This is a genomic window from Bacteroides stercoris ATCC 43183 (assembly GCF_025147325.1).
GTDB lineage: Bacteria > Bacteroidota > Bacteroidia > Bacteroidales > Bacteroidaceae > Bacteroides > Bacteroides stercoris.
Genome location: NZ_CP102262.1, coordinates 3,370,827 through 3,396,900 on the forward strand (window position 1 = coordinate 3,370,827; position 26,074 = coordinate 3,396,900).

21 protein-coding genes and 1 riboswitch are annotated in these 26,074 nt (G+C 41.6%); of the genes, 12 read left to right on the forward strand and 9 right to left on the reverse strand.

What is annotated here, in order from left to right:
* The 3 genes from NQ565_RS14105 to NQ565_RS14115 all read right to left on the reverse strand — a co-directional run bounded on the left by NQ565_RS14105 (position 1) and on the right by NQ565_RS14115 (position 4,687).
* Positions 1 to 1,134, reverse strand: a complete 1,134-nt coding sequence (locus tag NQ565_RS14105; RefSeq protein WP_040315404.1) for a YncE family protein — start codon at positions 1,132 to 1,134, stop codon at positions 1 to 3.
* Positions 1,135 to 1,155: 21 nt separating this feature from the next.
* On the reverse strand, positions 1,156 to 3,168 hold the full coding sequence (locus tag NQ565_RS14110; RefSeq protein ID WP_005651985.1) for a TonB-dependent receptor plug domain-containing protein: 2,013 nt from the start codon (positions 3,166 to 3,168) through the stop codon (positions 1,156 to 1,158).
* A gap of 62 nt (positions 3,169 to 3,230) precedes the next feature.
* Positions 3,231 to 3,425, reverse strand: a riboswitch (cobalamin riboswitch).
* Between the two features lie 26 nt (positions 3,426 to 3,451).
* A complete protein-coding gene (locus tag NQ565_RS14115) occupies positions 3,452 to 4,687 on the reverse strand; it encodes a multidrug effflux MFS transporter (protein ID WP_016662261.1) in 1,236 nt (411 codons plus the stop codon).
* A 155-nt stretch (positions 4,688 to 4,842) separates the two neighbouring features.
* Here NQ565_RS14115 and NQ565_RS14120 point away from each other — a divergent pair, with 155 nt between their 5' ends.
* From NQ565_RS14120 to NQ565_RS14130, 3 genes are all read left to right on the forward strand, one after another.
* Positions 4,843 to 5,694, forward strand: coding sequence for a helix-turn-helix transcriptional regulator (locus NQ565_RS14120; RefSeq protein ID WP_005651989.1), 852 nt, complete (start codon positions 4,843 to 4,845; stop codon positions 5,692 to 5,694).
* A gap of 83 nt (positions 5,695 to 5,777) precedes the next feature.
* Positions 5,778 to 7,010, forward strand: coding sequence for a Cof-type HAD-IIB family hydrolase (locus NQ565_RS14125; RefSeq protein WP_005651990.1), 1,233 nt, complete (start codon positions 5,778 to 5,780; stop codon positions 7,008 to 7,010).
* An 8-nt stretch (positions 7,011 to 7,018) separates the two neighbouring features.
* On the forward strand, positions 7,019 to 11,827 hold the full coding sequence (locus tag NQ565_RS14130; protein WP_005651992.1) for a RecQ family ATP-dependent DNA helicase: 4,809 nt from the start codon (positions 7,019 to 7,021) through the stop codon (positions 11,825 to 11,827).
* Positions 11,828 to 11,949: 122 nt separating this feature from the next.
* On the opposite strand, the gene dnaK is transcribed toward NQ565_RS14130, so the two are convergent.
* A complete protein-coding gene (gene dnaK / locus NQ565_RS14135) occupies positions 11,950 to 13,869 on the reverse strand; it encodes a molecular chaperone DnaK (RefSeq protein WP_005651993.1) in 1,920 nt (639 codons plus the stop codon).
* Positions 13,870 to 14,380: 511 nt separating this feature from the next.
* On the opposite strand from dnaK, the gene NQ565_RS14140 reads away from it, so the two are divergent.
* On the forward strand, positions 14,381 to 15,796 hold the full coding sequence (locus NQ565_RS14140) for an MATE family efflux transporter (RefSeq protein ID WP_005651998.1): 1,416 nt from the start codon (positions 14,381 to 14,383) through the stop codon (positions 15,794 to 15,796).
* On the forward strand, positions 15,759 to 16,349 hold the full coding sequence (locus NQ565_RS14145) for a Crp/Fnr family transcriptional regulator (RefSeq protein WP_040315439.1): 591 nt from the start codon (positions 15,759 to 15,761) through the stop codon (positions 16,347 to 16,349). The genes NQ565_RS14140 and NQ565_RS14145 overlap by 38 nt, the downstream gene beginning before the upstream one ends.
* Before the next feature lie 116 nt (positions 16,350 to 16,465).
* On the opposite strand, the gene NQ565_RS14150 is transcribed toward NQ565_RS14145, so the two are convergent.
* Positions 16,466 to 17,257 carry an META domain-containing protein gene (locus tag NQ565_RS14150; RefSeq protein ID WP_005652001.1) on the reverse strand — a complete coding sequence of 264 codons (792 nt, stop codon included), beginning with the start codon at positions 17,255 to 17,257 and terminating at the stop codon, positions 16,466 to 16,468.
* Between the two features lie 192 nt (positions 17,258 to 17,449).
* Between NQ565_RS14150 and NQ565_RS14155 the strand changes: the two genes are divergently transcribed.
* The 5 genes from NQ565_RS14155 to NQ565_RS14175 all read left to right on the forward strand — a co-directional run bounded on the left by NQ565_RS14155 (position 17,450) and on the right by NQ565_RS14175 (position 21,866).
* A complete protein-coding gene (locus NQ565_RS14155; RefSeq protein ID WP_005652003.1) occupies positions 17,450 to 18,643 on the forward strand; it encodes a saccharopine dehydrogenase family protein in 1,194 nt (397 codons plus the stop codon).
* 49 nt (positions 18,644 to 18,692) lie between these two features.
* Complete coding sequence (gene bcp / locus NQ565_RS14160; RefSeq protein WP_005652005.1) at positions 18,693 to 19,139, forward strand: thioredoxin-dependent thiol peroxidase; 447 nt, start codon at positions 18,693 to 18,695, stop codon at positions 19,137 to 19,139.
* Positions 19,140 to 19,188: 49 nt separating this feature from the next.
* Positions 19,189 to 20,226 carry a recombinase RecA gene (recA, locus tag NQ565_RS14165; RefSeq protein ID WP_005652006.1) on the forward strand — a complete coding sequence of 346 codons (1,038 nt, stop codon included), beginning with the start codon at positions 19,189 to 19,191 and terminating at the stop codon, positions 20,224 to 20,226.
* 747 nt (positions 20,227 to 20,973) lie between these two features.
* Complete coding sequence (locus NQ565_RS14170; protein WP_005652009.1) at positions 20,974 to 21,567, forward strand: hypothetical protein; 594 nt, start codon at positions 20,974 to 20,976, stop codon at positions 21,565 to 21,567.
* 2 nt (positions 21,568 to 21,569) lie between these two features.
* Positions 21,570 to 21,866: a transcription termination/antitermination NusG family protein gene (locus NQ565_RS14175; protein ID WP_005652011.1), complete on the forward strand. Its 297-nt coding sequence runs from the start codon at positions 21,570 to 21,572 to the stop codon at positions 21,864 to 21,866.
* A 38-nt stretch (positions 21,867 to 21,904) separates the two neighbouring features.
* Here the strand turns inward: NQ565_RS14175 and NQ565_RS14180 are convergent, their stop codons facing one another.
* Positions 21,905 to 22,249 (reverse strand): helix-turn-helix domain-containing protein, encoded by a 345-nt coding sequence (locus NQ565_RS14180; protein WP_005652012.1) that lies wholly within the window; start codon positions 22,247 to 22,249, stop codon positions 21,905 to 21,907.
* A 161-nt stretch (positions 22,250 to 22,410) separates the two neighbouring features.
* On the opposite strand from NQ565_RS14180, the gene NQ565_RS14185 reads away from it, so the two are divergent.
* Positions 22,411 to 23,007: a hypothetical protein gene (locus NQ565_RS14185; protein WP_016662267.1), complete on the forward strand. Its 597-nt coding sequence runs from the start codon at positions 22,411 to 22,413 to the stop codon at positions 23,005 to 23,007.
* A gap of 2 nt (positions 23,008 to 23,009) precedes the next feature.
* Positions 23,010 to 23,306 (forward strand): transcription termination/antitermination NusG family protein, encoded by a 297-nt coding sequence (locus tag NQ565_RS14190; RefSeq protein WP_005652017.1) that lies wholly within the window; start codon positions 23,010 to 23,012, stop codon positions 23,304 to 23,306.
* On the opposite strand, the gene NQ565_RS14195 is transcribed toward NQ565_RS14190, so the two are convergent.
* From NQ565_RS14195 to NQ565_RS14205, 3 genes are all read right to left on the reverse strand, one after another.
* Positions 23,294 to 24,316: a YeiH family protein gene (locus NQ565_RS14195; protein WP_005652019.1), complete on the reverse strand. Its 1,023-nt coding sequence runs from the start codon at positions 24,314 to 24,316 to the stop codon at positions 23,294 to 23,296. The two genes, NQ565_RS14190 and NQ565_RS14195, sit on opposite strands and share 13 nt — an antisense overlap.
* Positions 24,317 to 24,398: 82 nt before the next feature.
* Positions 24,399 to 25,295, reverse strand: coding sequence for a LysR family transcriptional regulator (locus NQ565_RS14200; protein ID WP_005652020.1), 897 nt, complete (start codon positions 25,293 to 25,295; stop codon positions 24,399 to 24,401).
* Between the two features lie 20 nt (positions 25,296 to 25,315).
* Positions 25,316 to 25,933, reverse strand: a complete 618-nt coding sequence (locus NQ565_RS14205; RefSeq protein ID WP_034536009.1) for a DUF6621 family protein — start codon at positions 25,931 to 25,933, stop codon at positions 25,316 to 25,318.
* Positions 25,934 to 26,074: the final 141 nt, after the last annotated feature.

The following is a 26,074-nucleotide window of genomic DNA, read 5'->3' on the forward strand; positions in this document are numbered from 1 at the left end:
TTAATTAAAGAATACAGCAGAATTGGGATTCTGACCACCACAATCGAACTTTTCTATGAAAGTTCCATCTTTCTTGAAACGGTAGATATTTCCATTACCGGCAGCAAAATAGGTTGTACCAATATAAATATCACCATTATCATCATTCACCTGCAACATAGACGTACTTGTTGTTGCCAGTTCTTTAGGAGCATTATCTTTCAAGAAAGAAGACTGGTTCAATGTTTTGGTTTTAATATTATAAGTACTGAAATGATTGGTTGTAACAGCAGGATTTACATTCCAGTTTGTCAATGAATTAATCAGATACACTACATCATCATCTGCAGCCATATAAGTAGCGTGACCAATGTTAGTCACCTCGTTACTATTGGCCGGATCTATTATTTGTAAAACATAACCCTCCTCTACAAAAGAATAGTCCCATGCTATGAGAAATATCTTATCATCTTCTTCCATCAAAACATTAGGATTTGTTGCCACAGCTAACTTTTCTTTTAAAGTAAATGTAGCCAAATCCACAACAAATACATCATTCAGATAAACCCACTTCCCGTCAACCTGCTTATAAGAATTAGCCACATAAAGCATGTTATTACTAATTGCTACACCTTCCAGATTATAGCCATTCTCAATAGCTAACTTCTTTTCCACTTTTAACGTATTAGCATTAATCTTTGCCACGACACCACCATAGAAAGAAGCATAAATATAACCGTCTTCGGCTGCTATTGCACGGATACCAGCCGCCAAATCCGGATCATCCACAAATGACGCACGAGTCTGTTCCACACCGGCTGCATTCAGTTTTACCAGATAGTTGGAGCCATATACTGCCACATACATACATTCATTGTATTCAATCATCGTCTGACCAAGGTCTCCCAACTTAGCCTTATTTTGTTTCTGAAAAATATCACCGATAAAATCAGCACCTCCATTAGGAGCATAAAAAGCAATATTTGCGTTGTTAGCACCTTGCGTACCTGCATTCAGGAAAAAGGCACGCACTTGCGGCAAAGCAACTGTTGAACCTGAATCATCTAACAAATCGTCATCATCACTACAAGACGCAAATGAAACACTTAACGCGAGCATACAAAGCATGCTGACTAATAAACTTCTTACTTTCATAATTCTTACTTATTTAATTGGTTAAAATTCAATTGTTCCCGTCAGTCGCCAAGAGCGTCCCGGCATAGGATAATATTTTATCACATCATACTGTGTATCTGTCAGATTAATGATTTCGGCCTGCAAACGCAATTTACAATGCCGAAAAGAGAAGTTTCTGGAAAGACTGACCGTATGCTCCATGTATCCGTCAATTCTATTCTCAGGTATATTCTGTGACATACTATACCGCTCGCTTACCCCTACAATGGAATACCCCACATTAACCCACGGCATTTCCAAAACTGCAGATACATTCCCGCTATGCTTAGGGGTGTAAGGCAGCTGATCTTTATAACTTTTAGAAGTGGCATCGGTCAAGTCTATAGCTTTCTGCCAAGTATACCCACCCGACACAACAAGCACCATATTTTTACCTAATGAAGCTGCCGCCGCCAATGTAGCATCCATTCCCGTAACATGAACTTTTCCATAATTAGCCATCTTCCAGGCATAGGTGGTAGGGAATGCAACGATCTTATCAGTCACATCATTATAATAACCGTCAACAGTGACTGATAGATAATTTAAAAAAGAAGAAAAGGACCTGCTCCATGTTATGCCCATATTATACTCATTAGCCTTTTCCGGACGCAGACTTCTGTTGCCCAGCCGATAATAATACAGGTCATTGAATGTGGGCATACGGAAAGTACTTTTATACATTAACCGCAAAAAGAGCAATTGTTCTTGCCAGGGCTGTAAACTAACCGTAAAAGAAGGAGCCAGACGTTGAAAGTCAGCAGGTGCATCACCTATTTTCACATGTTCGGTTACATTGGTATAGACCAACGAACCGGTAGCTGTTATCCTACCCTGCCGATAACGAGCGTTAAAAGCTGTCAAAGAAGTATATCTTATAGGAAAAGGACAGTCCGGTAAATTACTGCGCAATTTATTGATAATTCCGTCTTGCGCCAAAGATAAAGACAAAACATTCCATGGACGATATAATGCAGTTACCGACAAATAATATTCATCCTGCCGATGCACAGCCCGGTACAACCCATCTGCATACTCATTGCCCTTATCTTCGTATTTATTCCATCCATGATTATATTTGGCTTGTGCCTGTAAAGACCATTTCTGTGAAAAATCCTTCTTGTAACGAGTTTGTATAAAAACATTCTCATCCCAAAGAGTTTCATCTGAAATAGGATTATAAAGTGTCACCGAACCGGGCAACCCCCGTTTTGAATAAAAGTAATAGGCCTTCAATTCCAAATTACTACTATCTTTGAAAGTATGAAATAAGGTAGGCTCTATCTGATAAGTATAGATTGCCGAATTATTACGCTTTTCTTCCGTCACATATTTTCCGTTCACTAACGTGAATGGATAATTACCATCAGCCCGCATATAATTTCCATTCAACGAAAAGGAAGTACGGCTACCTGCTTTCTGCCACCACCGGATTGAAGGACTGACGTAGCCAAAAGAACCGCCTCTCATCTGCACCCGAAATGCGGAATTGCGTTCATTTTCAAAATGCGGTTTTTCCGTTTCAATACTCAACACCCCTGCCGATGCATACATACGTGCCGATTGCAACAAGTCTTCCGGTTGCCCGATATTCAGGGAAAGCACAGAGACATTATCCAACGAAAAACGACCAATATCTATTTGTCCCGCCTGGCAGTTGCTCACAACAACCCCATCATAACTGACAGCCGTATGTGCCGCTCCCATATTACGGACGGAAACGGTTTTCAACCCACCTATTCCTCCATAGTCCTTTACATTAGCACCGGCAAAACGACGTACGGCATCTGCCATATTCTGTATGCCCAATTGGCTAATATCCTGTTGCGACAAAGTTTGGATGGGAACTGATGAAGTTACTTTATTGGGTAATCTACGGGCTGTCACTGTCACCTTCTCTATTTGGTGCACTTTTCCTGTAATTGTATCCCTGACCACTTCTTGTGCAGAAAGGGAAACTGCACACAAAAAACCGATAGCACAGACTATCCGTACTTTAGTTCTTCTCGCCATACAAAGTAAGCAAAGATTATCTTAAAACCACTTACACACTGTCCGCTTTCCTCGAACGGACAATTTTTTGACTTCGTTTTGCAGGTCTTCTGACTTATTCCTGATGTATCACCTTCCCATTCTTCAAGAACAGTGGCATAAGTATTAATACATCTTTTACGGAACTTACAGCAGCGGGACTGTCCGGGACTTTCACCCGATTCCCTTTTCATCCTCCTCCTGAACAAGAGTGCAGAACAAAACGCCGGCAAAGATAGGAATATATATAATAAGTCTATAAATCTTACAACAGTTTCTTCAAAAAAACATTCATTATTTTATAAGAAGCATAACTTACCCCCTTTCTGCGAGAAGGTAACCGATGAAAGGAAAAACGGGCACATATACAAGAACATAATGCTCCCATAAAGAACAGAAATCCGGCAGAACTTCTGATATCTCCCATCCCGACCAAAGGTGACACGATACCTCCAAATGCAAAACCTATTGCCCCTAAAAGAGCCGAAGCTACTCCGGCATTCCTACGTTCACAGTCCATAGCCAAAGTGTTGGAAGCAGTAAAAGCCATTCCTACCATTGAAAGCAAACAAAAGACCAACACTTCATAAACCCAGAAATTACAATTCAGAAAGAATGCAACGGAAAGTAGTACGGAAATAAACAACATCCCATGATTTCCTATATGTAAGGCATGTTCCATGGTAGAACAACGCACAGACAATGCTGAAGATATTACCATTGCAACCGCATTAACCCCGAAGCAAACACTGAACAGCATGGGTGAAAGACCATAATGTTGTTGCATAATAAAAGGAGCGGAAGCAATATTGGTGAACAGAACACCCATTGTAAAACCGTATTGTAAAATGTAACGCACATATTGGCGGTTACGTAATACGGCACCGAAACGGTGATACATATCTACACATCTTATATTTTGCCTTTGTCCAATTGGCAGAGACTCCTTAAAACGTACACTTCCGATAACCAGAAGAACGCCCAATGCAAACAAAAACCAGAAAATGCCATGCCAACCTCCAAAGTCAGCCAATGCCCCACCGCCTATCGGAGCAACTACCGTAGCTATTCCATTGACAGCGCCAATAGTAGCCAACATGCCAGCAAGCTCATGAGCAGAATATTTATCGGCAGCAATAGAACGGGATATCACAACTCCTCCCGCTCCGGCAACTCCCTGCACAAAACGCCACAACACAAACTGTGATATGTCCCGGGAGAAGATACAGCCTACAGTAGAAATCAGAAATAGACCCATAGCTACCAACAAGGGAGAACGGCGACCGTACTTATCACTTAACGGACCAAAAACCAATTGTCCTATCGCCAGCCCCACCATACTCGTAGTAAGCCCCAACTGTACTTTTGAAGATGTAGTTTGGAAGAAATCCGACATTGCCGGTAAAGTAGGAAGATACATGTCCATAACAAATGGACCAAAAGCGCTCAACATCCCCAAAAACACCAATATGAAACCTTTTGAATTTTGTTTACCTGTCATTATCTTTCCCTCTTTTAAAATCGGCGGCAAAATTATCCCATATTTTCCAAACAGCCTATGGCTTATCTTGTACAAAACATTTCATTTTCGGAACAATATACAGTATTATCATTGAATATATCTATATTTGTTACGTAAAACAGAACTTTATTCACATGTACGAACAAATATCTCCAGACACTTCCCATATCAGATATGAAGAAACCGACTTGTCGTATCTGAAACTACGTCCATACCGTTTTAAATGTGGCATATACTTAATCTGCATACAGGGTAAAAGCATTATTTCGACAGGAGTGCAACAATATGCTTTTGATGAACAAACCGAATTAATTTTCCTTACAGGCAGCCTCATCCAGATAATACAGGCCTCTGCCGATTTTAAAGTACGGATACTTCTATTTCCCAAAGACGTTTTCCTAAAAGCAATACTACCGATTGATACCCCCTACTTCAATTACGTACATGAACACCCGCATTATCATCACACGGCAGATGAAAGGAGTCAGAATACGTGGCGGGAAATTGTATTATGGATGGACGTTGCCCAAATGCTTTTCAAGAACAACAACACACTCCTGTTCAGAAAACAACAAGAACTTAATTTCCTTCAAAGCATATTAATGTGGCTTTTCAATACTATTCCGGAAAAACTGGCTGCCAATAAGCAATATAGCAGAAAACAGATGCTCTGCCACCAGTTCATGCAACTGATACGCGAACACAGTACTTGCGAACATCAAGTTCCGTTTTATACGGAACAGCTCTGCATAACTCCTCGTTACCTATACGAAATCACCACTCAATACATGAATGGAAAAACGCCTAAACAACTGATAGATGAGCAACTGATAGCGGAAGCCAAAGTTCTTTTAAACGAACCGTGCTTATCTGTTACCGAAATTGCCGAACTGCTGAACTTTGCCGACCAATCTTACCTGAGCCGTTTTTTCAAAAAGAACACCGGCATGTCTCCTAAAGAATTCAGGTTACAAAAGCTATTATAACCAGTTTCGTCAAAATAATTTAAAATCGGTTGTTTTAACCGCCATTTTATTAACTTTGTTAGCATAACCAAAACCAAGCTGCCATGAAATACAAATTATTAGTTCTTGACGTAGACGGGACACTTCTCAACGATGCCAAGGAAATCAGTAAACGGACTCTTGCTTCCTTACTTAAAGTGCAGCAAATGGGCATACGTGTCGCATTGGCTTCCGGAAGACCTACATACGGCCTTATGCCATTAGCCAAAACTCTTGAATTAGGCAACTATGGGGGCTTCATCATCTCCTATAACGGTGGCCAGATAATCAATGCGCAAAATGGGGAAATCCTGTTTGAACGGCGAATCAATCCGGAAATGCTACCTTATTTGGAGAAAAAAGCACGCAAAAATAATTTTGCCATATTTACTTACCATGATGATACCATACTGACAGATAGTTCCGATAATGAACATGTCCGTGCCGAAGCCAATCTGAATAATCTGAAAATCATTCAGGAAGAAGAATTTTCCACAGCAATAGATTTTGCACCATGCAAATGCATATTAGTCAGTAATGATGAAGAAGCATTGAAAGATTTGGAAGAGCATTGGAAAAAGCGTTTGGACGGAACGCTGGATGTTTTTTGCTCGGAACCTTACTTTCTGGAAGTCGTGCCCTGCGGAATTGATAAAGCAAACACCTTAGGCGTCCTATTGTCATATTTGAACATCGCCCGTGAGGAAGTAATCGCCATTGGAGACGGCGTATGCGATGTCAATATGCTCCAAGTTGCCGGTCTGGGCATAGCCATGGGGCATGCGCAAGACTCCGTAAAAGTTTGTGCCGACTATGTAACAGCTTCCAATGAAGAAGACGGTGTTGCCCAATCTGTAGAAAAATTGATTCTGGCTGAAGTGCATGCTGCTGAAATACCTCTTGACCTGCTAAACGAGCGGGCACGCCATGCATTAATGGGCAACTTGGGTATCCAATACACCTATGCCTCGGAAGAACGCATAGAAGCAACCATGCCCGTAGACCACCGTACCCGCCAGCCCTTTGGCATTCTACACGGCGGTGCAACTCTTGCGCTTGCCGAAACCGTTGCCGGACTCGGCTCTATGATAACCTGCCAGCCCGATGAAATTGTGGTAGGCATGCAAGTCAGCGGAAACCATATTTCGTCCGCACACGAAGGAGATACCGTACGTGCGGTAGCGACTATCGTGCATAAAGGACGTTCATCTCATGTGTGGAACGTAGATGTATTTACTTCTACCAATAAGCTGGTTTCTTCTGTCAGAGTTGTTAACAGTGTTTTGAAGAAAAGATAAGTTGAGATATGCCAATATGGAGTAGACTCATAAACATCAGATATGCCATAGTAGATGTCGAAGTCGGCTTGAAAAATCATAAAATCCATGATATCGGAGCACTCCGCCATGATGGTGCTACATACCACAAAGCTTCAAAAAAGGAGTTATTTGAATTTCTCAGCGGCACGGATTATATATGCGGACATAACATCATTCACCATGATGCCAAATATCTATTCACAGACAAAACATGCCAATGGATTTTGGTCGACACGCTTTATTTATCTCCTTTGCTGTTTCCGGAACGTCCTTACCATAAACTTGTGAAAGATGACAAACTGATAAGTGATCAGATGAATAATCCGGTAAATGATTGCGAAAAAGCAAAAGCACTGCTATTGGATGAGATAGCACGCTGGCATTCGTTACCAGATGCAAAGCGCCGGTTATTTGCATCTTTATTAAAGGATAGGAAAGAGTTCGAAGGTTTTCTCAGTATGGTAGGTGCTGTATATACCAACAAAGGAATATCCGAACTGATCAGCAACCTCTATGTGAATAAAATATGCCAGCATGCAGAGCTTGACATGCTTATCAAACAATATCCGTGCGAACTGGCATACGCATTAGCCCTGATTGACACAATCGACCATCATTCCATTACTCCGGGATGGGTACTTTACAATTATCCCAAAGTGGAATTTGTTATAAAACTTCTACGACACAACAGATGCAACGAAGGTTGTGTTTACTGCAACACCCAACTGGATGTACTACATAACTTAAAAATATTTTTTGGATACGAACAATTCCGCACCTATGAGGGTGAGGCTCTTCAAGAACAAGCCGTTCAAGCAGCGGTAAAAGGCAAATCGTTACTGGCAATATTCCCTACTGGCGGTGGAAAATCGCTGACTTTTCAGCTACCGGCACTCATGTCCGGTCATTCGGTACATGGTCTTACGGTCGTTATCTCACCATTGCAGTCACTGATGAAAGACCAGGTAGATAATCTTGCCGACCGGGGAATTACTGATGCTGTAACCATTAATGGCCTATTAGACCCTATTACACGGGCACTATCAATACAAAGAGTACAAAATGGGGAAGCTTCCCTCTTATATATAGCCCCCGAAATGCTTCGTTCAAAAACCATTGAGAAAATTCTGATGGCGCGCCATGTAGTAAGATTTGTGATAGATGAAGCACATTGTTTCTCTTCATGGGGACAGGATTTTAGAGTCGACTACCTTTATATTGGGAAATTCATCAGAAAATATCAACAGAAAAAAGGATGCAAAGAACCAATACCTGTGTCTTGTTTCACTGCCACAGCCAAACAGAAAGTTGTGCAAGACATTCGCGATTATTTCAAACAGACATTAAATTTAAATCTGGAATTGTATGCATCAACAGCCTCAAGAACAAACCTTCGCTATTCTGTCATACACGCTGAAACTGATGATGATAAATATTTAAAATTAAGGAGACTTATAGCTGAGTCCGATAGCCCTACCATTGTTTACGTATCGCGCACTAAACGTACTAAAGAACTTGCTGTAAAACTGACTCGTGACGGTTATAAAGCATTACCTTTCAACGGTAAGATGGAGTCAGAAGAAAAGATTGCCAACCAAGATGCATTTATGAACGACCAAGTACGCATCATTGTAGCAACATCAGCCTTCGGTATGGGAGTCGATAAAAAAGATGTCGGACTTGTAGTACATTATGACATATCCGATTCATTGGAAAACTATGTTCAGGAAGCAGGAAGAGCCGGTCGCGACCCTAAACTCAGCGCACGTTGTTATGTACTTTACAGCGACAATGACTTGGACAAGCATTTTATACTGCTGAATCAAACCAAATTAAGTATCAGCGAAATACAACAAGTATGGAAGGCCATAAAGGACCTTACCAGACAACGTATGAGAGTCAATTGTTCTGCATTGGAAATAGCACGGCAGGCAGGTTGGGACGACTCCGTATCCGATATTGAAACCCGTGTTCGGACGGCATTGGCTACTTTGGAACAAAGCGGATACCTGATAAGAGGAAATAACGTACCCCATGTGTATGCTACGGGTATCACAGTAAAAAATATAGATGAAGCAAGAATGCGTATATCGGCATCATTGTTATTTGGCAGTGATGAAATAGAAAAGGCCGTTCGAATCATCAAATCACTGATTTCACAGAAATATATTACCAAAGCTCAAGACTCAGAGGCTGAATCACGAATTGATTATCTGGCAGATATATTAGGAATCAGTAAAAAAGAAATAATATCTGTTGTAGAGCGCATGCGTCAAGAAGGCATATTGGCAGATAGCAAAGATATATCCGCTTATCTACAGGATACCGGAGACTCGGAACGAAAATCGCAGGCTCTCCTCGAACGCTTTGCAAAACTCGAACGATATATTCTTAACCACATTCCTGACGAATCTTTACAAACATCATATAAGCAACTAAATGATAATGCCACAAACAGCGGAATCAATACATCCAAAGAAAAGGATATTCGGACATTGCTCTATTTCCTCTGTGTCAAAGGATACGTCAAAAAAGAAGAAGACGCTTCCCATAATATAACAATCAGTCGCCAGACAGATTTCGATTCAACCATCAAACAGTTTGAAAAACGACTGGAAATAAGCCGTTTCACCATAGAATGGCTATACAAGTTAGTTGCCGATACGGAAAAAGAATGCTCACAAAACAAAACAGTCCAATTTTCCGTAGTAGAACTTCTAAATCAAATAAAGTCAAATCCCCAATCTCTTTTTAGCGAACCCGACAAACTACAGTTGGAAGATGTGGAAGAAGCCCTTCTTTATCTATCAAAAATCGGAGCATTAAAGCTTGAAGGCGGTTTCCTTATTCTTTATAATGCTATGAATATTCAAAGAATAAAGGATAACAAATCAAGATATAAACAAGACGACTACCGGATGCTTAACGAATTCTACAAGCAAAAAATCCAGCAAGTACATATTGTAGGGGAATACGCCAATTTGATGGTAAAGGATTATAATGCAGCATTGCAGTATGTCCAAGACTACTTCCAGATGGACTACAAAAAGTTTGTCGCAAAATATTTTAAAGGAGAAAGAGTAAGTGAAATACAGCGCAACCTGACTCCTCAGAAATACAAGCAATTGTTCGGTCAACTATCCAAACGTCAAATGGAAATTATTTCCGACAAGGAATCGCGCTGCATCGTTGTTGCAGCAGGTCCCGGCAGTGGAAAAACACGCGTACTGGTCCATAAACTTGCATCACTCCTATTACTTGAAGATGTAAAGCATGAACAGCTCTTAATGCTGACATTTTCAAGAGCGGCTGCCACGGAATTCAAACAGAGGCTTATGGAGCTGATAGGAAATGCTACCCATTTTATTGAGATAAAAACATTTCATTCCTATTGTTTTGACCTTTTAGGAAGAATAGGAAACCTTGAGGATGCCAAAGACATCGTCTCGAAAGCTGCCAAAATGATTAATCAAGGGGAAGTGGAACCAACCAAGATCGGTAAGACAGTACTTGTCATAGACGAGGCTCAGGACATGGGAAAAGAAGAATACGACCTTGTGAATGCCTTGATAGCCAATAATGAAGAGATGCGTGTTATAGCAGTGGGCGACGATGACCAAAACATTTATGAATTCCGCGGTTCGAATTCCCAATATATGTATCGACTGACACAAAATCCTGAAAGTAAGTTCATTGAGATGACTGAAAATTATCGCAGCACACATCATTTGGTAAATTTTGCCAATGAATTCGCTAAGAATATAGGCAAAAGAATGAAAAGCACCCCAATCATTTCAATGCGAAAAGAGAACGGATGGGTTGGAGTAACATATCATCAATCAAAGTATATGTATCAGCCACTGGTTGAAGAACTGCTTCATCAACGAGGAAGCGGGACCTCATGTGTGCTTACCCAAACAAACGAAGAAGCAGTCATTTTAACGGCTCTTTTGCGAAAGCATGCCATAAACAGCAAATTGATACAATCCATGGACGGCTTCCTTTTCTGGAATATGGCCGAGATGAGATATTTTTTGAGATATATAGAGAAACGGATAAAAACTCCTTTAATTCCGGAAGAGTTATGGGAAAAAGCGAAGCATGTAACCTACACCACTTATGAAAAAAGTAAAAGCTTGACATATGTAAAGCGTTGCATAGAACTATTTGAACAAACCTATAAAGTAAAATACCATAGTGACTTCAAAGAATTTGTATTTGAATCATCAGTAGAAGATTTCTGTGACATTTCGGGGACAGATGTTGTAGTATCAACCATCCATAAAGCCAAAGGAAGAGAATTCGATAATGTGTATATGCTCATATCCGATAATTACTCAAAAGACGACCATCTTATGCGTCGATATTATGTAGGAATGACCCGTGCTAAAAATCAACTGTTTATACATACGAATGGCAACTGCTTCAATCATATAAGCGCTGACAGACATTGTATCGACCGAAAAGAATATGCGATGCCCGAAGAAATAGTTCTGCAACTTTCCCACAAAGATGTCTTTCTGAAATTTTTTAAAGGACGCAAACAAGAGATATTAGCATTAAGAAGCGGAGATTCTCTGATTTACAAGGACTCTGTTTTATATACAGCCTCAACCAATAAAGCGGTAGCAAAATTATCACAGAATATGCAAGCCACAATGTGTGAGTGGGAAAAAAAGGGTTATAAAGTGAGAGCTGCGTATGTCCGATTTATTGTAGCATGGAAATCTAAAGACTCCCCAAAAGATGAACCGGAAACAGCCGTCTTATTAGCAGACTTACTACTTTCATTATAACCTAAGATACATAATCCTCAATCCAAACAAATAAGGAAAACCATGCGGATAATAAGAAAAGCGTGCAACTCATTGAGCTGCACGCTTTTGCTTATTGTTTGTTATCTGTTTCCTTATCGGAATCATTTGACTTCCTCAAAGTCAGCATCCTGTACATTATCCCCATGCTTGCCATTATCCTGAGCACCGCCTTGCTGTCCTGCATTCATATCAGGACCGGCCTGTGCACCACCTTGAGCACCGCTCTGGGCATACATCTCAGCGCTTGCAGCTTGGAAAGCGGTATTCAGTTCAGCCATCGCAGAGTCAACAGCAGCTAAATCCTGTGCTTTGTGAGCATCTTTCAGTTTCTGCAAGGCAGCTTCAATCGGAGCTTTCTTGTCGGCAGGAAGCTTATCGCCCAGTTCCTTCAACTGATTTTCAGTAGTGAAAATCATTGAGTCAGCCTGGTTCAGCTTGTCAACTTTCTCACGTTCTTTCTTATCGGCTTCGGCATTTGCTTCGGCTTCGGCTTTCATCTTTTCGATTTCTTCCTTGCTCAAACCGCTGGAAGCCTCGATACGGATAGCCTGTTCCTTACCGGTAGCCTTATCTTTGGCAGATACTTTCAAGATACCGTTGGCATCGATATCGAATGTCACCTCAATCTGAGGAATACCACGACGTGCCGGAGCGATACCTGTCAGGTTAAACTGACCGATTGACTTGTTCTGTGCAGCCATCGGACGTTCACCCTGCAATACGTGGATAGTAACTTCCGTCTGGTTATCGGCGGCAGTAGAGAATGTTTCACTCTTCTTGCAAGGAATAGTCGTATTGGCGTCAATCAGCTTGGTCATTACACCACCCATGGTTTCGATACCCATAGACAGCGGAGTAACATCCAGCAATACAACACCCTTGATTTCGTCCGTCAATACGGCACCTTGTACTGCAGCACCTACAGCTACTACCTCATCGGGATTTACACCCTTGGAAGGCACTTTACCGAAGAAATCCTCAACCAGTTTCTGTACAGCCGGTATACGTGAAGAACCACCTACAAGGATAACCTCATCTATATCGGAGTTGCCCAAACCGGCATCGCTCATAGCTTTCTTACACGGTTCAAGACAAGCCTGAATCAAGTTGTGGGCCAAAGCTTCGAATTTGGCACGGGTCAGCGTCTTAACCAAGTGTTTGGGCACACCGCCTACAGGCATAATGTACGGCAAGTTGATTTCCGTGCTCGTAGAAGAAGACAATTCAATCTTAGCTTTTTCGGCAGCTTCCTTCAAACGTTGCATAGCCATCGGATCCTGAGTCAGGTCGGCGCCTTCATCGTTCTTGAACTCTTGAACCAGCCAGTCGATAATTACCTGGTCGAAGTCGTCACCACCCAAGTGAGTATCACCGTTGGTTGACAATACTTCGAACACACCGCCACCGAATTCGAGGATAGAAATATCGAATGTACCGCCACCGAGGTCGAACACGGCAACTTTCATATCCTTATGCGCCTTGTCGATACCATAAGCCAAAGCTGCGGCAGTCGGTTCGTTCACGATACGCTTTACTTCCAGACCGGCAATCTGACCGGCTTCCTTCGTAGCCTGACGCTGAGAGTCGGAGAAATAAGCCGGAACGGTGATTACGGCTTCCGTTACTTCTTGTCCCAGATAATCCTCAGCGGTCTTTTTCATTTTCTGCAGAATCATTGCAGAAATTTCCTGCGGAGTATAGAGACGTCCGTCAATATCCACACGCGGAGTATTGTTGTCACCTTTTACCACTTTATAAGGTACGCGAGCGATTTCTTTCTGAACCTGATCCCAGTTCTCACCCATGAAACGTTTGATAGAGAACACGGTTCTTGTAGGGTTTGTGATAGCCTGACGCTTTGCAGGATCACCGATCTTACGTTCGCCGCCATCTACAAATGCCACTACTGAAGGAGTTGTACGCTTACCTTCACTGTTTGCAATTACTACAGGTTCGTTTCCTTCGAATACAGAAACACAAGAGTTTGTTGTTCCTAAGTCAATACCAATAATTTTTCCCATGATCGTTATTTTTTTATTTGTTATTATTCTGTTTCGCTGTCCGCCTCGTTGGCAGACGCCAATAAAAAGACAAACGCCGTGCCAAATTGTTCAAGGCGGCGGCAGATTTATGAATGTGACAGTTTGTCTGTCAGTTTGGCAGAATTAAATATATTTTTTCTGTCGGAAATTACCATTTGTTAATTTCTATCCCACTCAAAAGTCCTACTTTTGCCCCCGAAAAAGAAAAGATATTGTTTGAGGGATTCAAGAAAGCATGTTGGTTCTCTTTTTTCAGACTTTATCAGATTTTCTCTAAAGAAAGCTGATATAAAACCAAAACACTTTCTAAAAAGGAGCATTGCCAATATTTATCCGTTCCATCATGGTGGAACAGAATGTATCCCGTGATGGAACACAAGTTTCTCCGTGGTGGAACAAAAACTTCCTCATGGCGGAACGAATAAGCATTAGCCGCCGAACCTCTTAAACAAAGAAACAGATTACAATAAAACATAGAAGACTAAAGATTATGGAAAAGATGAGAGACAGTATTGACTTCAAGAACATGGACATTGCGGCATTATTCCGCAAATTACTGCTCCCAACCGTACTGGGAATGATATTTTCCGCATTGTTCGTCATTACCGACGGTATCTTTGTGGGAAAAGGTATAGGCAGCGATGCCCTTGCCGCCGTCAATATCGTGGCACCGCTATGGTTGTTCTCCACCGGCATCGGCCTGATGTTCGGCGTAGGAGCATCCGTGGTGGCTTCCATCCACTTGTCACACAATAAACCCAAAACGGCACGTATCAACATTACGCAATCCATAGTGGTATCCTCCCTGCTGCTGATGTGCACTTCTACCCTATTTTGCCTGTTTGCACCGCAAGTGGTACATCTGTTAGGCAGTTCGGAACGGCTCAAACCTTTGGCTGTAGAATATATGTGCTGGTTTGTACCCTTTTCCGCTTTTACGGCCCTGCTTAATTCGGGCATGTTTTTCCTGCGACTGGACGGTTCGCCCAACTTCGCCATGTTCTGCAATATAGTTGCCTCCGTTCTGAACATCATACTCGATTATCTGTTTATCTTCCCTTTCGGCTGGGGAATGTTCGGTGCGGCCTTCGCAAGCGCCATAGGAACAACGGTAGGAGCGTTAATGATTATCATCTATCTTTCACGGCGCAACTGTGTGCTGCGTTTCTATCCGGTGAAGTTCAGCCGCAACAGCATGAAGCTGATGAAGCGCAATGTAGGGTATATGTGCCGGCTGGGCTCATCTGCCTTTCTGTGTGAAGTGGCTATTGCCTGCATGATGTTTGTAGGCAATCTTGTATTCATCCATTATCTGAAAGAAGACGGTGTGGCGGCCTTCAGCATCGCCTGCTACTTCTTTCCTATCATATTTATGGTATACAATGCCATTGCGCAGTCTGCACAGCCTATTATCAGTTTCAACTATGGGCTTAACGAAACGTTGCGCGTACGCAAGACGTATCTGCTTGCCTTAAAGACAGCCGTTGGCTGCGGGATATGCTTTGCCCTGATTACAATATTTTGCAGCCGGGAGATTGTTGCCATGTTCATAGACCGGAGTTATCCCGCCTATGATATAGCAGTGAAAGGCTTGCCTTTATATGCATCCGGTTTCGTATTCTTTGCAATCAACATAGTTTCCATCGGTTATTTTCAGAGCGTGGAACGCGCCAAGTACGCCACTGTCATCACGCTACTGCGCGGATTTATCTTATTGACACTCTGCTTTTACGGACTTCCGCTACTATTGGGCAAACCGGGAATTTGGCTGGCTACCCCGCTGGCAGAATTATTGACCACTCTTTTCATACTCATTATTTATATGGGCAGGAAAAGAAATGGCAAGGAAAATTCAATATCTTTGCAACATGGAAATCATGCTAAAGAAATTCTGCAAGAAGTATAAATTACCCGAAAAAAGCCTGTTTGAGCTGTTGTCTCATATGGAAGAAATATCCTTTTCCAAAGGAGAGCTTATAATAGAGAAGGGAGAACGGAATTCTAATTTCTACCTTATAAAGAAAGGTATATGGCGGGCATACTACCTGGCGGACAGAACAGAAAACTCCTTATGGTTTGCCACTCCCGGCGATGCCGCATTTTCTTCATGGGGGTATGTGGACGACAAACCTTCTCAGGTCAATATCGAGTCTGTAAACGACAGTACAGCCTATTGCATCAGTAAAGCCAAATTAGAGGCTCTGTTTGCACACTCTATCGAAATGGCAAACTTCGGCAGAAAGATTTTTGAACGTGAAATTTTGTCAGTGGACGCTTCGACACTGGCTTATGGGACACCACCCACCGCCAAAGAGCGTTATCTGACATTAATGGAAGAGAATCCGGAACTATTGCAGGATGTACCACTGAAATACTTGGCCTCATACCTGTATATCACTCCGCAATCATTAAGCCGCATACGTGCCGGACTGAGGGAAAAAGAGGATGTGTCAAAATAAAAAACGCCCGCTGTTTGCTCCTTTATCAAACAAAAATTACACGGATTTCACAGAAAAAGAATAAAATAAATCTGTAAAATCCGTGTAATCTTATACTGAATAATGACCGATGTCCGTTATTTCTTCACCAATACCATTACCAGATTGTTGTCCGCATCATAAAAGCCCATACCGCCGCCTGCCAGCTTACCGAAAGACTGAACGGAATTCAATGCTTTCAACACACGGCTCTCCACTTCCATATCGGAACATGCCATCATGGTACTGATAACCTGCGGGAAAGATATGGCTACCGGATTTGCATCATCCACATTAAATGAACCGTTAATGACATTACATCCGGCAGTACCATGCAGAGTTTTTTCTGCAATATTGAACTCGATGAACGGCTGCTTTTCCATTCCCGACGGGATGGTCTCTCCACCGGCCTCGCTAATCATCCATTTGCCGTTCAAATCGGCCAACTTAGCAGAAGCTTCTTTTTTCTGCAACACAATGACAGGACGATTGGAAGAAGCGCATAATGCCATATTCTCCTTGCCCAGTTGCTTATACTTCTTTACCTGTCCTAAAGCAGCCAGCACGTTTTTCTCCACTGTCATATCCGGACACATCATACGGGTACTTCCCAATGCGCCAAGGTCTATCTGTCCGGGTTTGGCGTTCACATCGAACGAACCCATCAGACGGTTACAGCCACTGTTGCCATATACCTGTCCGGTCTTTGTATCAAAACCGATAAAAGGAAATTCCTGATTCGGAGCAGGTACAACCGCACTGCCGTTTATTTCAATAATATTCCACTCACCACTCAAGGAAGAGAGCGTTGCGGCATTTTTAGTCGAAGCGCAAGATGACAGCCCTGCCACAGTAGCCGCCATACAAAGGGAAACAAATACTTTCTTCATTGTTACTTTTTGTTTAAGTTAATTTTATCACCACAAATATATACAAAATAATCCAAAAGCAAACCTTTTGTTTAGAAATAGCAATACTTGGTCAAAGTATTTAGCAGGATTTTAATGTTTATCTGAGAATTAAGCCTTATATTTGCTCATTGAAAAAAAATAATCATATTTAAAACTTTTGTAAGTAGAAAAATGGGTAAAGTTCTTATTATCGGTGCAGGCGGTGTAGGTACCGTTGTTGCGCACAAAGTAGCTCAAAATCCGGATGTGTTTACAGAAATCATGATTGCCAGCCGCACCAAATCCAAATGCGACGCTGTTGTAAAAGCAATCGGCAACCCTAACATCAAAACCGCTCAGGTAGATGCAGACAATGTAGACGAACTGGTGGCGCTCTTCAACAGTTTCAAACCCGAAATCGTCATAAACGTAGCTCTCCCCTATCAGGACCTTACTATCATGGAAGCCTGTCTGAAAAGCGGAGTAAATTATCTGGATACAGCCAATTACGAACCGAAAGACGTAGCTCATTTCGAATACAGCTGGCAATGGGCATACAAAAAGCGCTTTGAAGATGCCGGACTGACAGCTATCCTCGGCTGTGGTTTCGACCCGGGTGTAAGCGGCATATATACCGCCTATGCAGCCAAGCATCATTTTGACGAAATCCAATACCTGGACATTGTGGACTGCAATGCAGGAAATCATCACAAAGCATTTGCTACCAACTTCAACCCGGAAATCAACATCCGCGAAATTACCCAAAACGGACGTTATTACGAAAACGGCGAATGGGTAACCACCAAACCGTTGGAAATCCACAAAGCACTCACCTACCCCAATATCGGTCCGCGCGACTCTTACCTTCTTTATCACGAAGAACTGGAGTCTCTGGTGAAAAATTTCCCCACAATCAAACGTGCACGTTTCTGGATGACATTCGGACAAGAATACCTGACCCACCTGCGTGTTATCCAGAACATTGGCATGGCCCGCATTGATGAGGTAGAATACAACGGCATGAAAATCGTTCCGCTGCAATTCCTGAAAGCCGTACTCCCCAACCCGCAGGATTTAGGAGAGAACTACGAAGGCGAAACCTCTATCGGTTGCCGTATCCGCGGCTTGAAAGACGGCAAAGAACACACCTATTATATATATAACAATTGCAGCCACCAAGAAGCTTACAAGGAAACAGGCATGCAGGGCGTGAGCTACACAACCGGTGTTCCTGCCATGATTGGCGCCATGATGTTCCTCAAAGGTCTGTGGAAGAGACCGGGTGTATGGAACGTAGAGGAGTTCGATCCCGATCCGTTCATGGAACAGCTTAACAAGCAAGGACTGCCCTGGCATGAAGTAATCGACGGAAACTTGGAAGTTTAAATTAGCGATTAATCATTTATTACCAATCAACCCCTAAACACTGAATTACGTGAATATCGGAGATAAAGCGCCCGAAATACTGGGTATCAATGAAAAAGGCGAAGAAATTCGTCTGAGCGATTATAAAGGAAAAAAAATAGTGCTCTATTTTTATCCCAAAGACTCAACTTCAGGTTGTACGGCACAAGCCTGCAACCTGCGCGACAACTATACCGACCTGCGTAAGGCCGGCTACGAAGTTATCGGAGTCAGTGTAGACAACGAGAAGTCGCACCAGAAATTCATCGAAAAGAACAACCTGCCCTTTACCCTGATTGCAGACACAGACAAAAAGCTGGTGGAGCAATTCGGCGTATGGGGTGAAAAGAGCATGTACGGACGTAAATATATGGGTACTTTCCGCACCACCTTCATCATCAATGAGGAAGGAGTGATTGAGCGTATCATCACCCCTAAGGAAGTAAAGACTAAAGACCACGCCGCACAAATCCTGTAACAGTGATTGATAATTAATCACTAAACACTAATCATTAATCACTAAAATAATGGCAAAGAAAGACGAACTTAATTTTGAAAACGGAAATAACATGGCAGGCAGCGAAAAACTAAAGGCGCTGCAAGCTGCCATGGATAAGATAGAAAAAAGTTTCGGCAAGGGTTCTATCATGAAAATGGGCGACGAAAGCGTCGAACAAGTAGAAGTAATCCCTACCGGTTCCATCGGACTGAACGTAGCATTGGGTGTAGGCGGTTACCCCCGCGGACGTATCATTGAAATCTACGGTCCGGAATCTTCCGGTAAGACCACGCTGGCAATCCATGCCATCGCCGAAGCACAAAAAGCAGGCGGCATCGCAGCATTCATCGATGCGGAACACGCTTTCGACCGCTTCTATGCAGCCAAATTGGGTGTAGATGTGGATAACCTCTTGATTTCACAACCGGACAACGGCGAGCAGGCATTGGAAATTGCAGAGCAACTGATTCGTTCTTCCGCTATTGACATCATCGTTGTAGACTCCGTAGCCGCTCTGACACCGAAAGCCGAAATCGAAGGCGATATGGGCGACAACAAGGTAGGTTTGCAGGCACGTCTTATGTCACAGGCTCTGCGTAAGCTGACATCTGCCGTTAGCAAAACCCGTACAACTTGTATCTTCATCAACCAGCTCCGTGAAAAAATCGGCGTAATGTTCGGTAATCCTGAAACGACCACCGGCGGTAACGCATTGAAGTTCTATGCTTCCGTACGTCTTGACATCCGTGGTGGCCAAGCTATCAAGAATGGCGAGGAGGTTATCGGCAAGCAGACCAAAGTGAAAGTTGTAAAGAACAAGGTAGCTCCTCCTTTCCGTCGTGCAGAATTCGACATCATGTTCGGTGAAGGCATCTCACGTGCTGGAGAAATCATCGATTTGGGTGCGGAACTGGGCATCATCAAGAAAAGTGGTTCCTGGTTCAGTTATAATGATACTAAAATCGCACAAGGACGCGATGCCGCCAAACAGGTTATTCTCGATAACCCGGAACTGGCGGAGGAACTGGAAGGACTCATTTTCGAGGAATTGAAAAAAGAGAAGTAATCCTTAACTGAAAGGTTAAAAGTTTGGATTTTAAGACACAAAGAACTGGTTTGTTTATAATATGCTTTAGGCACTTTCCGGTTGTTCTTTTGTCTTAAAATCCAAATTTGTTTTACATATATGAGAAGAGACACCATATAACTATTCCGAAAGCAGATATTCACAATATCAAGCAATTAATGACAAATGGTTCATATTCGTTCTTCTTGTTATCTATCCTCATTCAAAAAAATAATATCCTCATAAAAGATACCATCATCGGAAAAATCCATAAAATGAAACTATTCATCTTACAAAACATTTTTTGTTATCAAAAGCCCCCACCTTAACACCCCAAACACCACACCTTAACAACTGAAATGCCACAGCATAACATACTAAAGTCCTAAGGTTTAGGGAGCAAACTCCTGCAATTTAAAGAGCTAAGGTGAGGTGTTTATGTTACTAGTTTCACACGCTATCCGTATATTGACAGGCGACTATCACCTCTTTTACAAATACAAAAATACACGAAATGATAATAGAACAAAGAAGAAAATGTTCAGAAATCAGCAGAAATCATACATTTACAAAGATATGTAATATAAAAACCAGAAACGTATAATCCATAACCAATCGTCTGCAATCAATTATCTTATACACTTCGCATTAACAGTTATTTATATATTTATTTTTACAATATTGTTGTTTTATCAATTATTTTATAATATTTTTGCCACGCAACAAACAAAAAATCATAAATAGTGTATGGCATTAATAACGTACATTCTTATTGCGATACCGGTATGTCTACTGGCTATCATTCTATGGCTATATTTCAATTATTGGAAATATAAACGCAAGAATCATTTCATATTCCTGATACTTCTTTTTTATCCGGTATTGTCGTATGCACAATATATGGACAAAACGCAATGCAAAATTTCATTTTCATCGCATGCAAACCAGGCGGGAAAATTGGAATATACCCAAGACGGAATAATTTACCGTTTTACGCCGGAAAGCAATGCGTGGAAAATAACCATCAAAAATAATACGAACAAGAATGCACGGATAAATTGGGAAAAAGGCAGTTTTATCATTAATGGAAAAGCTTCCGGAATCAGTTTGTATCCTTTTACATCCGATGATCCCCCTACGGATGTTATCAAAGAAAAATCTGAAATAACCCGAACCGTTACTGCATCCAACTTAATAAAAGGGAAAAAGGTTAATAAAATATATAGTAAACGCAATCTGAAGAGAAATGGACGGACGTCCGTCAACATTGCTTTGCCAATCGGTATCGGCAATAAACCGCAGTTTTTCCATATATTCAATTTTATTGTAACAGCTAACTAACTATGACTTTCCAATATATTATCAACCATTTGCATGAACCGCATTTGTGGTGTATTGTACTGACCGCCCCACACGCCGAACTCAATATCCAAAAGAAACTGGAACAACAAGGGTTTATCACTTATGTTCCAACAATTTCAGTTCGGCGCAGTTGGGCCGGATGTATAAAAGAAATACACATCCCGACAATAGCAAGATGTGTATTTGTATATGCAACCAAGGAAGAAATGCAAGAGATGCAAAAGGAATATACCGCCTTATCTCTGCAAACCGTTACAGCTTTATATCAAAGCCAATAAATTCTTTCTAAAAACAAATTTATAAATATACCTACGAATCATTTCAACACATCAGAGATTCTCTTTTTCAAGTTCAATTTTGCCAAATCCTCCGGTTTTAATTCCAACTCCACCAACACCTTAGCGGTAGCGACATTATATGAGGATTCTTTTATATCACAATTTGTCTGTCCTTCATGTAAAGAGTATAGCATAGCAAAGTCATAGTTCAATGCTCTTGAAACGTTGTATAACGTATCCGTATCAATACTTTTCCGTGTCAACATATAATCGACACTTTGAGGTCTAACACCCAATCTTCTTGCAAGTTCAGCCTTAGTAATCTGGTTATCAGCCATAACACTCCTGATAACCTCGCCAATATATATATTACTCTTTTCCATTTCAATGAAGATACGAATTAATTAGCCACACTAAAACTACTTGAATAATAATTTGTCTGTATATAAGTTCGTTTTAATCCATAATTTATTTGTTTTATCAATTAATTTATGATATTTTTGCCGCGTATTCATATAAATAAAAAGATAATACATATAATGCCATGACATTGAGTAGTTGCATTCTCATTACAATCCCGGTCTGTATATCAGCCATCCTTATGCAGACTTACTTTGACAGCCGAAAATACAAACGGATACCTCATCTCATTGTTTTATTGTCATTCCTGTTTCCCACCTTATCACATGCACAATACATCGACAACGAAAACTGCCGCATTTCATTCAAATCATATGAAAACCATCAAGGGAAACTGGAATATAACAAAGAGGGAATTATTTATCAATTCATTCCGAACAGCAATGCATGGAAAGTCATCATCAAAAACAACACCGATGAAACCGTATGGCTAAACTGGAAACAAGCCGGTTTCATTGTTAACGGAAGGGCGTCAGGCATCAGCCTCTACCCTTTTACAACAGACGAAGCTCCTTTGGAAACCATCAAACACAACCAGGAAATAAACCGCACAATTACAGCAACCAACTTAATTACGGAAAAAGGTATCAGCAAAATATATCACAAAAAGAAATTCAGAAAAAACGGAAGAACTTCAGTCACCATCGTTTTTCCAATGACAGTCGGTAATAAACCGCAATTTTTCCACACTTTCAATTTTACAGTAACAAAAGACAACTAACTATGACTTTTCAATATATCATCCATCACTTAGATAAGCCACATTCGTGGTTTATCGTATTGACCAACCCACACACCGAACTGAATACCAAAAAGAAACTGGAGCAGCAAGGTTTTATTACCTACGTCCCATTGGTTTCGGTTCGGCGATGCTGGGAAGGGTGTATAAAAGAAATACACATCCCGGCGATAGCGAGATGTGTATTTGTATATGCAACTGACGAAAATGTACTGAGAATGCAGAAAGAATATACCATACTGAATCCTCAAGCCGTTGCAGCCTTATATCAAGACCAATAAATATAAGCCAGTGTACTGACACTGATAACTACCCAAAGCAGAATACCCTGTACAAGCGGTTTGATACCTACTGCTTTCAGGACATCACGGGAAAGGGAAGCTCCTATAAAGAACAATGTTATTGTCAATGCCTTACGGGCAATACTGTTGATTCCCGCACCGATTAAAGCCCCTGTCTCGGAAAGATTCAAGACATAGGTATTGACAATCATTGCCAAAACAAAGAAGAAGATAAACCAGGGTATACTGATTTTCTGCCCTTTACTTTTGAAAATAAATGAAGTAGCAATTGCCAACGGAATAATCCAAAGCGCACGGGTCAGCTTGATAGTAGTAGCTACCCGCAACGCCTCCTCACCATAGGCAGCACCCGCACCAACTACCGAACTGGTGTCATGAATGGCAATGGCAGCCCATGTACCGAACTCATGCTGGCTCATATTCAAGGCATGACCTATTACAGGAAATATGAACAATGCAATCGCATTCAAAATAAAAATCGTACCCAAAGCCACAGACATTTCACTGTCTTTTGCCCTCAACACAGGACCTACCGCCGCGATAGCGCTACCACCGCAAATAGCCGTACCAGAGCTGATCAGATAAGAAGTGTCACGATCTACTTTCAGAAACTTACGACCAATAACCCAGCCGATAAGTAATGTACCTACCACAGAGATAACCGTAAACTCCATACCTTCCTTACCGGAAGCAAGCGAAGCCTGCAAATTCATACCGAAACCCAGACCTACCACAGAATACTGCAACAAATATTTGGATATTTTCTTATTAAACTTAGGATGTGCCTGTCCGCATAACAAAGCAAACGACAGACCAAGAAATAAAGCTACCGGAGGGGTAACCCATGCGGAATAAGCGTGCATTCCCGGAATATAATCAAGAAACAAGAAAAAAGAAAGAATGACAAGAAGTGAAACGTAAATAATTTTGTTGTTGTTTTGCAGAAAAGACATATTGATGCTTTTCGCCAATGTTCGAGTTGAAGCCATACTTTTTTATTTTTATTAATTTGTTTTCGACCGCAAAGGTAGGCTTCTTTTCTCAATCATGCCAATTGTTTCTGCTTATGTGCTATAACTTATGGTTATTGTGCATGGCAAATTGCATGAATACTTGCGCCAAACCGCTTTCTTGCCCCTGAGGCTGTGCAAAACTAAAATCGCGTAACATAGGCATTCCCTTAATCTCAACGACACGCAACTGTCCAGAATACAATTCGCGCGTAATGGAACGAACGGAAACAATGCCCAGACAATCGGTATGTTCCAAAAACAATTTGATACTTTCCGTGCTTCCCAAATACATCAAAACCTGTAAAGAGGATAACTTTATATTATGTTGCTGCAAGGCACGCTCAAAAACATCCAATGTCCCCGAACCTCTTTCGCGAAGCACCAAAGGCAAATGGAACAATTCATCAGGAGTTATCTCCTCTCCCACAGCCAATTTACTGCCTGTACGCACCACTGCCACCAACTCATCTTCCAAAAAAGTAGTATATCTAATATTAGGCAACCTGAATACTCCTTCGACAAAGCCCAAATCAATGCGATGTTCCTGCAAAGCGGCCTCTATCTCTCTGGAATTACCATTCAACAATGACAGGCTGACTTGTGGAAACTTACCGATAAAGCTGGCAAGCAAAGGAGGTAACACATATTGGGCAATGGTAGTGCTGGCCCCCAGCTTCAAACCGCCTGTATATTCATTATGCAACAAGTGCATTTCGTACTCTAACCGTTTATAGTCTTCCAAAATCCGCTCGCAATGTTCCAAGAGCAAATTGCCCGACTCCGTCAACGAAATTCTGCTACCCTGCCGGTCGAACAAACGTGTCTGATAAGCAGCTTCCAACTCTTGTATATGTTTGGTAATAGCAGGCTGGCTGACAAACAATTCTTGCGAAGCCTTCGTAAAACTCAGATTCTTCGCAACAGACCGGAATACCTTTAAACGAAAATCGCTCACAACACAATGAATTAAATTGATTAATTATTCTGCAAATCTTCACTCCTGATACCCAACACTGACATCAGCGGATACCCCAGCATCTCCCAACGGCATACAGCCGGAGCGGCAGGCTCCTCCATACGGAAATAAACAATGTCTTTTGCCTCTTCTTTATGTCCGGCATTTTCCAATGCGCACTCCCTCAAAACGTTCTCAACCTCTTTACCATACTCCTCATTAAAAGGAACAACAATCAGCTTCTTCACTTCGGCGGTATTCAATACTATCTGCAACAAATCAAGATACAAGTCTCCACGAGACACAAAACCCTCTGAAGGCACAGCCATAAAACTGAATTCACCCAAAGAAGCCTTAAACGCTACTCCATCCAATTCGTTCTTCAAATCGGATGGCAGGCAGTGCTCCAGCTTTCCGGACTGCTTATCATATACGAGAAGTACCTGTACATCATTGTCACTCCCTTTCAACCCGGCATCCATAGCCAGATACATGGTAAAAAGTGCCAGATCCACTGTTTGTAAAGAACGTCCCAGCAACGGTTCAAAATACTTCCTCAAATCGTTTATAACAAAATTCAGGTAGGCAACATCAATCACCATTACCGTTTCGGAAAGTTTTATTTGGGTATTTTCCATATTACTCATTTATTTATTGAGGGAGTAAAGATACAAAAAGTTTTGTAGATAAAAGGTATTTGTCGCAAATCAGCCAATTTGACATTCATTTTCTTCTATTAACTGAAATTTTGTCTCATTTTTGCTGCTGGCAAATCTTTT